Genomic DNA, 11,708 nt, shown 5'->3' with positions numbered 1-11,708 from the left:
CCGGCGGACTGACTCGCCCTGAATTTTCTTACACCCACAGACAGCGAGAAATACCAATACCAAATAGCCAAAGAGCTATGAAAAATTCGTATAACTTTGGAGAGCATAGATGAAACAGTTCAAAAAAACGGCGATCGCATTGGGCCTGGCCCAGATGACGATGATGCTGAGCGGCGCAGCCGTAGCCCAGACAAGCGATGCACCGAAAACCACCGACGCCCCCGCCGGTGAACCTGTCGCGGTGATCGTCACCGGCCAGCGCGCGGCGCTGCAGTCGGCGCAGAAGATCAAACAGAATTCCGATGAAATCGTCGACTCCATCGTCGCCGAAGACATGGGCAAGCTGCCCGACCGCTCGGTGACCGAGGTGCTGCAGCGCGTGGTTGGCGTGACCATCGACCGCACCATGTCCAAGGGCGACCCGGAGCACTTCTCGGTGGAAGGCTCCGGCGTGTCGATCCGCGGCTTGAGCTACGTGCGCTCCGAACTGAATGGCCGCGATTCGTTCTCGGCCAACGGCGGCCGTTCGCTGAACTTCGAAGACGTGCCGCCAGAGCTGGTGGCCGGCGTCGACATCTACAAGAATCCATCGGCGGAACAGGTCGAGGGCGCCGTCGGCGGCCTGGTGAACCTGCGCACCGCCATGCCGTTCGATTACAAGGGCTTCAAGGCCTCGCTGTCGGCCGACCGCACCTGGTCGGAACTGAAGAAAGGCAAAACCTCGCCATCGTATTCCGGCCTGGTGTCGGACCGCTGGACAACGCCGATCGGTGAAGTCGGCGCCTTGCTGGATCTGGCCTACTCGGAATCGGGCACCCGCACCGACGCCTTCCAGGTCGAGCCTTACTACCCGCTGAAGGACGCCACCGGCAAGACCGTCTACGTGCCGAAGGGCGCGCAATGGCGTACGCTGGAATTCAACCGCAAGCGCGAAGGCGCATACGGCGCGCTGCAATGGAAAAAGGACGACTGGTCCAGTTCCCTGACCTACTTCAAATCGAAGTACGAGATGCAATGGGACGAGCAGGCGATCTTCGCCCAATCCAGCCCCTACAACATCAAGGTGTCGCCTGACGCCACCTTCAATTCCAAGGGCGCGCTGCTGACCGGCACCCTGACCGATCCGACCGACGGCGGCATCAACTTCGGCGACGACACCCGCACCTCGAACCGCAAGTCGAACACCACCGACCTGTCGTGGAACCTGCGCTGGCGTCACGACAACTGGACCGTCACCACCGACGTCCAGCACATCAAGGCCGACACGCGCAGCGTCGACTCCACCGTCGCCACCGGCGTCACCATGCCGAGCGAGAAGCTGGACCTGACCGGCAGCGTGCCGAAGATCCTGTTCACCGATGCAGACCGCGCTTACCTGGCCAACCCGGCGAACTACTACTGGGCGTTCACCATGGAGCACCTGGACCAGAGCAAGGCGAATGAAACCGCATGGCGCACCGACGTCAAATACGACTTCGATCATCCAGTGCTGCGCGACGTCCGTTTCGGCGTGCGCCTGACCGACCGCGATGCGGTGACGCAGAACTCCAACCCCAGCTACAACTGGGCGGCGATCAGCCAGCCATGGCAGGTCGGCTGGGATATTCCGCATCTGGCTTACCTGAGCGATCCTCGCTTCAGCGGCAACACCAATCTGCACACCTTCAACAACTTCTTCAACGGCGGTGTGTCCGTGCCGGCCGTGGTATTCCCGAACGTCTCGCTGGCGCAGGGCTTCCCGGGCAGCTACGCCCAGCTGCACACCTACCACGACATCCTGTGCCAGGAAATCAATCCTGCCTCGTCGTGCCCGGCCTGGCAGCAGGCGACCTTCGGCGCCGACAACTACGCCGGCACCAACGACCAGTCGGAAAAGACCAAGGCGCTGTACGGCCAGTTGCGCTTCGGCTGGGATAACCTGAAATACCCGATCGACGGTAACCTCGGCCTGCGCTACGTGAAGACCGATTCCAGCGCGCGCGGCTACACGGTGTTCAGCTCGACCGCGCCGACCGGCGGCAACCTGGCTGGCGTGGCGGTGCCGAACATTCTGCCGTTCTCGCAGGTGAAGGATTACGAGAACGATTATCACAACTTCCTGCCTAGCCTGAATCTGCGCCTGAAAGTCAGCGAGAAGCTGCAGTTCCGCTTCGCCGCCGCGTCGGCACTGTCGCGCCCGGACTTCACGCAGCTGCAGGGCTATACCACGCTGTCGGAAACGGCCAACACGTCGAACAATCCTGTGAACGGCGTCACCACGGTCAACAGCGTCAGCCTGACCGGCACCGGCACCGGCAACCCGATGCTGCGTCCGACCACCTCCAAGCAGCTCGACGCGACGATGGAATGGTACTTCGCGCCGACCGGTTCGTTCACCGCGACGGTGTTCAACAAGCGCCTGAAAGACATCGTGGTCAACCAGACCTACGTGATGCAGCTGCCTGACACCGGCGGCAAGCTGCACGACTTCACCGTCACCGGTCCTATCAACGGCGCCAGGGGCTATGCGCGCGGCATCGAGGTCGCCTTCCAGCAGTACTTCGACCAGCTGCCAGGCGCCTTGTCCGGCCTGGGCGTGCAAGCCAACTTCACCTTCGTCGACAGCAAGCGCGATCTGTACAAGTCCGTGTATCAGAAGTACTGCACCGGTGGGAACACGGCGGACAACGTCAACCTGAACCTGAACGGCTGCGATACCGATGGCACCACCTTCGGCAACCTGCCGCTGGAAAACCTGTCGCGCCAGACGTATAACCTCGCGCTGCTGTACGACAAAGGCAAGGTCTCGGCGCGCCTGGCTTACAACTGGCGTTCGAAAGCGCTGCAGGCGGTCAACGTCAACGGCACGCAGGGTACGGACGGCCTGGATACCAATCCGGCCAGCCCGACCTACGGCCAGACCAATGTCGCCTGGGGCCTGCCTACCTGGTCGGACTCCTACGGCCAGCTGGACGCGTCGATGTTCTACAAATTCACCGACAAGCTGCAACTGGGCCTGGAGGCGCAGAACCTGACCGACTCGACTTACAAGCAGCTGATGCAGCAAAATATCGGTATGATGGGACGCGCATGGTTCAAGACCGGCCGCCGCGTGGTCGCGAAACTGAGCTACGACTTCTAACTTTCGAAAGGCTTTAACTAGATGAAGCACACCGCCCGCCAGCTCGTTACCGTAATCAGTTTAATGATGGCCGCAGCTGGCGCGGCGGCCGCTTCAGAGATACCGCAGATCGTCAAGAAGGACGGCCGTTTCGCCCTGATGGTGGACGGCGCGCCTTTCGTGGTTCTCGGCGGTCAGGCGCAGAATTCAAGCAACTATCCGCTGGCGCTGAACAAGGTCTTCGCGGCGATCAAGGACATGAACGCCAACACCCTCGAAATCCCGGTGGCCTGGGAGCAGATCGAGCCGGTGGAAGGCAAGTTCGATTTCAGCTACGTTGACACGCTGGTGGCGGAAGCCCGCAAGAACAAGGTGCGGCTGGTGTTGCTGTGGTTCGGCACCTGGAAGAACACCGGCCCAAGCTACACACCGGAGTGGGTCAAGTTCAACAACGCGCGCTTCCCGCGCATGGTGGACAAAGACGGCAAGATCACTTACTGCCTGTCGCCGCAAGGCGAAGAGACGCTGAGGGCCGACAAGAAAGCCTTTGTCGCGCTGATGGGCCACATCAGGAAGATCGACGAAGCGCAGCGCACCGTCATCATGATGCAGGTCGAGAATGAGGTGGGCACCTACGGCTACGCGCGCGACTACGCGCCCAAGGCCGAGGCGCAGTTCAATCAGCCGGTGCCGCAGGCGGTGCTGGATTATAAAAAGTCGCCGGTGCCGTTGGCCAAGAGCGGCACCTGGAAGCAGGTCTACGGCGACTACGCCGACCAATACTTCCACGCCTATTCCATCGCCAGCTATATCGAGGACATCGCCAAGGCCGGCCGCGCGATCTACAACCTGCCGATGTACGTGAACAATTCGCAGCGCGATTCGACCGAAGATCCGGTCAAGCCATGGCACGAGAACTTCGCCAGCGGCGGGCCGACCTACGACGTGATCGACATCTACCGCGCCGCCGCGCCGCATATCGATTTCGCCGGCCCGGACATCTATGGCCCCGACTCGAAGAAGTACACCGCTTCGCTGAACCACTTCCAGCGCAAGGACAATCCGCTGATGGTGCCGGAGATGAGCAACGCGCCGGAATACGTGCGCTACACCTACCTGGTGCTGGGCCGCGGCGCCATCGGCTTTTCGCCGTTCGGCATCGACTACGCGGACTACAGCAATTTCCCGCTCGGCCACAAGGCCATCGACAAGACCATGGTGGAACCGTTCGGGAAAATCTACGCCGCCTTCCGTCCGATGGAGCGCCAGTGGGCCAAGTGGGCGTTTGAGGGCCGTACCTACGGCGTGGCCGAAGGCGACGACCGCCAGCCGCAGACCTTCGACATGAAGGGCTGGAAGGCCACCATCTCGTTCCGCGAGTGGCAGTTCGGCGAGCGCGAATACTTCAAGAACGTCAAGGACGTGCCGGCGGGGACCGAGATCCCCAACGGCGGCGTGTCGATCGCGCAGATCGGCGACAATGAATTCATCATCATCGGCCAGCGCGCGCGCGTGAAGATCGACCATGCGGAAGGCAAGCCGTCCATGTGGGCGCGCGTGGAGGAGGGACACTACGACGCCGCCGGCAAATGGATCATGGAGCGCAACTGGAATGGCGACCAGACCGACTACGGCCTCAACCTGACCGGCAATCCGGTAGTGTTGAAGGTGAGCCTCGGCACATACTAAATAAAAAAACGGAGACACTATGCGTATCAACACCCTCGCTCACGCAGCCTGCCTGGCCGTAATCGCATCCGGCCACGCCATGGCCGGCACTTTTGAAAAGACCACCACCGGCGTGGTGGTCAAGCCGGACAGCGGCGCGGCGAAAGAAGTGCGGCTGGAGGTCATGGCCGACAACATCATCCACGTGGTGAAGCTGGACCAGTCGGGCAAGGAGCTGAATCCCTCGCTGATGACAGTGGCCGCTCCTGTTAGCGGTAACTTCAGCGTCAGCGCATCCGGCAAGGACAAGGTCACGCTGAAGGCGAAGAAGATTTCGGTAGCGGTGTCGCTGGCGACCGGCCAGGTGCAGTTCTTTAACGCCGCCGGCAAGGCGTTTTTGACGCAGCAGGCGGAGAGCATGGCGCCTGTGGATATCGACGGCAAGCCCTTCCTGGCGGTGAAGCAGGGCTTTAACTACGGCACCAGGGACGCCTTCTACGGCCTGGGTCAGCATCAGAACCACCAGATGAACCTTAACGGCGAAGACGTGCTGCTGATGCAGCACAATATGGCGATCGCCGTGCCGTTCGTGGTCTCGGATAAAAACTACGGCGTCCTGTGGGATAACAATTCGATCTCGCGCTTCGGCGACGCCAGGCCGTATGCGTGGCTGAGCCGCGACCTGCAACTGAGCGATGCCGACGGCAAGGCCGGCGGCCTGACCGCGCGTTACTACATCGGCGACAAGCTGGTGTTCACGCGCCAGGAAAAGGATATCGCCTACCAGTACCTGAAGGATGTGGCCGAGAACTGGCCGAAGGAGGTTGATCCCAAGGCCGCCAATCTGAAGGTGGTGTGGGATGGCGCGATGGCTTCGCCGAAGGCGGGCGTGCACAAGCTGCAGCTGTATGCGTCGGATTACGCCAAGCTGGATGTCGACGGCAAGCAGGTGATGGACGTGTGGCGCCAGGGCTGGAATCCGTGGTATCACAACTTCGAGGTGAAGTTCGAGGCCAACAAGCCGGTCAAGCTGCACCTGGAATGGAAGCCGAGCGGCGGCATGGTCGCCATCACCCACAACGATCCGCTGCCGCAGGACGAGCGTCACTCGCTGACCTTTTCGTCGGAAGTCGCGCAGAGCATCAACTACTACGTCATCAACGGCGAGAGCATCGACAACGTCATCGCCGGCTACCGCGAGCTGACCGGGCAGGCGCCGATGATGCCGAAGTGGGCCTACGGCTTCTGGCAGTCGCGCCAGCGCTACGAAACGCAGGAGCAACTGCTGGGCGTTCTGCGCGAGTACCGCAAGCAGGGCTGGCCGGTAGATAACATGGTGCAGGACTGGTTCTACTGGCCGGAAAACGGCTGGGGTTCGCACGACTTCGACAAGGCCCGCTTCCCGGATGCGAAGGCGATGGTGGATGAAGTCCACAAGGCCAATGCGCGCGTGATGATTTCGATCTGGGGCAAGTTCTATGCGAACACCGACAACTACAAGGAACTGGCCTCCAAGGGGTATATGTGGACCAAGAACGTCGAAAACGGCGCGCTGGACTGGGTAGGCCCAGGCTACAAGAACAGCCACTACGATCCATATACGCAGGAGGCGCGCGACATCTACTATCGCCAGATGAAGCCGAAGCTGGTGGACCTGGGCTTCGACGCCTGGTGGATGGATAACACCGAGCCGGACGTGCTGTCCAATACTCGTCCGGCCGATTTCAAGAAACTGATCGGCCCGACCGTGTATGGCGGCGGCGAGATCACCTTCAACCCGTATAGCCTGGTGCATACGGAGGGCTTCTACTCGCACCTGTCCAAAGACCAGCCGGAGAAGCGCCAGTTCATCCTGTCGCGTTCGGGCTTTGCCGGTATTCAGCGCAACAGCACCGCCGTGTGGAGCGGCGATACGGCGAGCCGCTGGAACAATCTGTATGACCAGATCTCGGCGGGCGTCAGCATCTCGATGTCCGGCATTCCGAACTGGACGCACGATATCGGCGGCTATGCGCAGGAGACCCGCTTCCAGCTGGGTGACGTCGGCTCGGCGCAGGAGAACCGCAGCACCGGCATCAAGCAGGGCAATCCGGAAGACTTGAAAGAATGGCGCGAGCTGAATCTGCGCTGGTTCCAGTTCGGCGCCTTCTCGCCGCTGTTCCGTTCCCACGGCGAAGTGGTCAAGCGCGAGATTCACGAGATTTCGCCGGCAGGTTCGCCGATGCGCGAATCGATGGTCTGGTACGACCAGCTGCGTTATCGCCTGATGCCTTATATTTACTCGGCCGCCGCCGAGACACACTACGAGTCCGGCTCCATCATGCGCGGTCTGGTGATGGATTTCCCGCACGATGATGCGGTCAAGGACATCAAGGACCAGTACCTGTTCGGCCACAACATGCTGGTGGCGCCGGTGTACGTGTACGGCGCGCGCGAACGCAGCGTCTACATGCCGAAGGGCGCCAACTGGTACGACTTCTACACCGGTGAACTGCACAAGGGCGGCAGCACGGCGACCGTCAAGGCGCCGGAGACGCGCATGCCGGTGCTGGTGAAGGCTGGTTCTATCCTGCCGCTTGGTCCGGTAACGCAGTACGTGGACGAGAAACCGGATGCGCCGCTGACGCTGGTGGTGTACACCGGCGCCGATGGCAAATTCAGCCTGTATGAGGATGATGGCGTCAGCAACGGTTACTTGCGCGGTGAAGCCAGCCGTATTCCACTGAGCTACAATGACAAGACCGGCGTCGTCACCATCGGCGAGCGCGCCGGCCAGTTCAAGGGCATGGTGGCCAAGCGCCAGTTCAAGCTACGCTTCATCAAGCCCGGCGTTTCAAGCACGGATAACTTCGACGTGGCCGACAAGACTGTCAGCTATGAGGGCAAAGCGATTACTGTGAAGCGTTAAGCATGAAGATTCTGACCGCAGCTGTATTGTTTGCGTTGAGCGCGTCGGCGGCCGTTGCCGCCGACAGCCGGCACATATCGGTGGATGCCGCCGATGCCGGCTCGCCGCGCGACCGTTTCGCCGATCTGTCGGTAGGCTCGGATTATCCGGGCACGCTGATACGCGACGACAGCCTGGCGCAGCTCAAGACCGCCAGGGACGAACTGGGCTTCCGCTACATCCGCTTCCACGCCGTCTTCCACGACGTGCTGGGCACCTACAAGGAGGTGGACGGCAAGCCGGTGTACGACTGGAGCAAGCTGGATTACCTGTACGACCGCTTGCTGAAGATGGGCATCAAGCCGTTCGTGGAACTGGGCTTTACGCCGCTGGCCATGCGCAGCTCGGACCTGAGCATCTTCTACTGGAAGGGCAATACCTCGCATCCCGATCCGAAGAAGTGGGCAGGACTGGTGGATGCCTTCGTGCGCCACGCGCAGCAGCGCTACGGCAAGGAGGAAGTACGCAGCTGGTTCTTCGAAGTGTGGAATGAACCGAATCTCGACGGCTTCTGGGAGAAGGCGGATCAGAAGGCGTACTTCGAGCTGTTCGACATCACCTCGCGCACCATCAAGGCGATTGATCCGGCGCTGCGCGTCGGCGGGCCGTCGACGGCCGGTGCGGCCTGGGTGCCGGAGTTCCTGGCGCACGCCAAGGCTTCCGGCGCGGCGGTCGATTTCGTCACCACGCATACCTACGGTGTGGATGGCGGCTTCCTCGACGAAAACGGCAAGGACGACACCAAGCTGTCGCCATCGCCAGACGCCATCGTCGGCGACGTGCGCAAGGTGCGCAAGGAGATGGCGGAGGCCGGCCATCCCGAGATGCCGCTGTACTTCACCGAGTGGAGCACCAGCTACACGCCACGCGATCCGGTGCACGATTCCTATATCAGCGCACCTTACATCCTGAGCAAGCTCAAAGCCACCGAAGGCATTGCGCAGGGCATGAGCTACTGGACCTACAGCGATCTGTTTGAGGAACCGGGGCCGCCGACCGCGCCGTTTGAGGGCGGCTTTGGTTTGATGAATCCGCAGGGGATACGCAAGCCGTCGTGGTTCGCTTACAAGTATCTGAATCAGCTCGGCGATACGGCCATCAATACCGGCGATGCGCAGAGCTATGCCGCCAAGGATGGCCGTGGCGTGCAGGTGCTGGCGTGGGACTTCCAGACGCCGAAGCAGGGACGCAGCAATCGTGGTTTCTACACCACCGTGCAGCCTACGCGCGATGGCCAGCCGGTGAGCGTCGATCTGAAAGGGTTGAAGCCTGGCGCGTATTCGGTCAAGGTGTATCGCACCGGCTTTGAGGCCAACGATGCACATACCGCTTACCTGAAAATGGGATCGCCGAAGACGCTGACGCCGAAACAGCTGGAGCGCTTGCAGGCGTTGACGATCGATCTTCCTCAGACCAGCACCGTGCGCGTGCCTGCATCCGGCGCCGCCAGCGTGAAGGTGAAGATGCGCGTCAACGATGTTGTGCTGATCAAGATTAATCCGCAATGAAGTCGCTGCTGCTGGTTGCCGCTTTTGTGGCGGCGGGTGCGTCAGCTGCACCGGATCTGACCTTGCGCTATGCCCAGCCGGCGCCGGATACGGCGGCTGGGTGGGAGAAGGAAGCGCTCCCTATCGGCAATGGTCGCATCGGCGCGATGATCTTCGGGCAGCTGGCGCGCGAGCGCTTGCAGTTCAATGACATCACGCTGTGGACTGGCGATGACAAGGCGATGGGGGCGTACCAGCCGTTTGGCGATGTCTACATCAATCTGCCGGGGCACGAGCAGGGCACGACGGCGTATGCGCGCAAGCTGGATATCTCGCGCAGCCTGCATACGGTGAGCTATACGCACAATGGCGTTCAGTTCAAGCGCGAGGCGCTGGCCAGCTATCCGGCGCAGGTGATCGCGGTACGGCTGACCGCCAGCAGGCGTGGGCAGTATACCGGTTCGATCGAGCTGACCGACATGCACGATGCGCAGATCAGCGCGCAGGGCGACCGCATCACGGCGACCGGCGCGCTGCCGAATGCGATGCAGCACGCCAGCCAGCTGCGGGTACTGAACGAGGGCGGCAAGCTGGCGGTGGAAGGCAACAAGATTACCTTCACCGGCAGCGATGCCATCACGCTGATCCTCGGCGCCGGCACCAGCTACATCAACGACGCATCCCGCCGCTTCCACGGCGAACCGCCGCTGCAGCGCGTGACAGCGCAAGTGGCCGCCGCACCGCGCGAATGGGCGACGCTGCGTGCCGCGCACGAACGCGACTTTGTGGCGCAGTTTGGCCGCGTGGGCGTGGATTTTGGCGCCGCGTCGCCCGCACGCCGCGCGCTGACGACCGACAAGCGCATCGAAGCCTACACCGCCGACGGCAAGGATCCCGAACTGGAAGCGCAGTTCTTCCAGTACGGCCGCTACCTGCTGATCTCCAGCTCGCGCGGCGCGTTGCCGGCCAATCTGCAAGGCCTGTGGAACAACAACCTCACGCCGCCGTGGAATTCGGACTACCACACCAACATCAACATCCAGATGAACTACTGGCCTGCCGAACCGGCCAACCTGTCCGACCACGCCAGGCCTTTCCTGGACTTCGTGCAAGGCATGGCGCCCGTCTACCGCAAGCTGGTGGCCGACACCGCCGCCCAGGCCATCGCCCATCCGGAATCCGTCAAGATGTCGCAGCCGGACCTGAGCGGCGAAGCGGTGCAGCGCGAAGAAACCTTCGTCAGCGCCGCCGGCAAACCGGTGCGCGGCTGGACCGTGCGCACCGAATCGAATCCCTTCGGCGCCATGGGCTACGTGTGGAACAAAACCGGCAACGCCTGGTACATGCAGCACTTCTGGGAGCACTACGCCTACACGCAGGACAAAACCTATCTGCGCACCGTCGCCTACCCGATGATGCAGGAAGCCGTCGCCTTCTGGGAGGACTACCTGAAACAGCTGCCGGACGGCCGCCTGGTCGCGCCGCTCGGCTGGTCGCCCGAACATGGTCCGATCGAGGATGGCGTCAGCTATGACCAGGAAATCATCTGGGATCTGTTCAACAACACGGTGGAAGCCTCCGGTGTGCTGGGCGACACCGCCTACCGCGACCGTATCGCCACCATGCGCGACAAGCTCGCCACGCCGGGCATCGGCAGCTGGGGCCAACTGCTGGAATGGATGACCGAGAAAAAGGACAAAGTGCTGGATACGTCGGGCGACACGCACCGCCACGTCTCGCACCTGTTTGGCCTGTTCCCGGGGCGCCAGTTCTCGCCGACGCAAACGCCGGCGCTGGCCGCCGCCGCGCGCAAATCGCTGGAAGCGCGCGGCGATGCGGGCACCGGCTGGTCGATGGCGTGGAAGACGGCTTACTGGGCGCGCCTGCTGGACGGCGACCACGCCTACAAAATGCTGCGCGGCCAGCTGGCCCAGCCCGGCGCGCGTGCGGCGCAGCAGAGCGGCCAGGGCACGGAAGTGAACAACGCCGGCGGCACCTATCCGAATATGTTCGACGCCCATCCGCCGTTCCAGATCGACGGCAACTTCGGCGCCACCGCCGCCATCTGCGAAATGCTGCTGCAATCGCAGACCGGTGAAATCCACCTGCTGCCGGCGCTGCCGACCGCATGGGGCAGCGGCTCGGTGAAAGGGCTGCGCGCGCGGGGCGGTTACGAAGTCGATCTGGCGTGGGCCAACGGCAAGCTGACCTCCGCCACCATCCGCCGCACGGCGGGCGATGGGGCAGGCAAAGTGCGCTACGGCGACCAGGTCGTGCCGCTGAATTTAAAACCTGGCGAGAGCAAACACTTCGGAAGGAGTCTGTAATGCGTTGGCTGCTGAGTGCTTTTTTACTGGCCCTGAGCAGCCAGTGTTTCGCCGAACCGACACAGGTCCAATATCTGAGCGGCGTAGACAAGGATCACCGCGTCGATTGGGATTTCCAGGTCAATGGCGGCCGCAATGCAGGCGTGTGGAAGAAGATCCCCGTGCCCTCCAATTGAGAA

General features: G+C 62.1%; 6 protein-coding genes. All 6 read left to right on the top strand.

Annotated features, from left to right (window positions below):
* Window positions 1-109: 109 nt before the first annotated feature.
* Window positions 110-3,121 carry a TonB-dependent receptor gene (locus GJ698_RS16235; protein WP_154358828.1) on the top strand — a complete coding sequence of 1,004 codons (3,012 nt, stop codon included), beginning with the start codon at window positions 110-112 and terminating at the stop codon, window positions 3,119-3,121.
* Between the two features lie 63 nt (window positions 3,122-3,184).
* A complete protein-coding gene (locus tag GJ698_RS16230; protein ID WP_229260020.1) occupies window positions 3,185-4,789 on the top strand; it encodes a GH35 family beta-galactosidase in 1,605 nt (534 codons plus the stop codon).
* Window positions 4,790-4,808: 19 nt separating this feature from the next.
* Window positions 4,809-7,676 carry a glycoside hydrolase family 31 protein gene (locus GJ698_RS16225; protein ID WP_154358824.1) on the top strand — a complete coding sequence of 956 codons (2,868 nt, stop codon included), beginning with the start codon at window positions 4,809-4,811 and terminating at the stop codon, window positions 7,674-7,676.
* Window positions 7,677-7,678: 2 nt separating this feature from the next.
* Window positions 7,679-9,223 carry a GH39 family glycosyl hydrolase gene (locus GJ698_RS16220; protein WP_154358822.1) on the top strand — a complete coding sequence of 515 codons (1,545 nt, stop codon included), beginning with the start codon at window positions 7,679-7,681 and terminating at the stop codon, window positions 9,221-9,223.
* Window positions 9,220-11,529, top strand: coding sequence for a glycoside hydrolase family 95 protein (locus GJ698_RS16215; protein ID WP_154358820.1), 2,310 nt, complete (start codon window positions 9,220-9,222; stop codon window positions 11,527-11,529). Before GJ698_RS16220 ends, GJ698_RS16215 begins: the two co-directional genes overlap by 4 nt.
* Window positions 11,529-11,705, top strand: a complete 177-nt coding sequence (locus GJ698_RS16210; RefSeq protein WP_154358818.1) for a hypothetical protein — start codon at window positions 11,529-11,531, stop codon at window positions 11,703-11,705. The genes GJ698_RS16215 and GJ698_RS16210 overlap by 1 nt, the downstream gene beginning before the upstream one ends.
* Window positions 11,706-11,708 lie beyond the last annotated feature (3 nt).

This window comes from Duganella aquatilis, assembly GCF_009674565.1.
GTDB lineage: Bacteria > Pseudomonadota > Gammaproteobacteria > Burkholderiales > Burkholderiaceae_D > Rugamonas > Rugamonas aquatilis.
The sequence above is the reverse complement of the archived record's forward strand: the minus strand, read 5'-3'. Positions and strand labels throughout refer to the sequence as shown.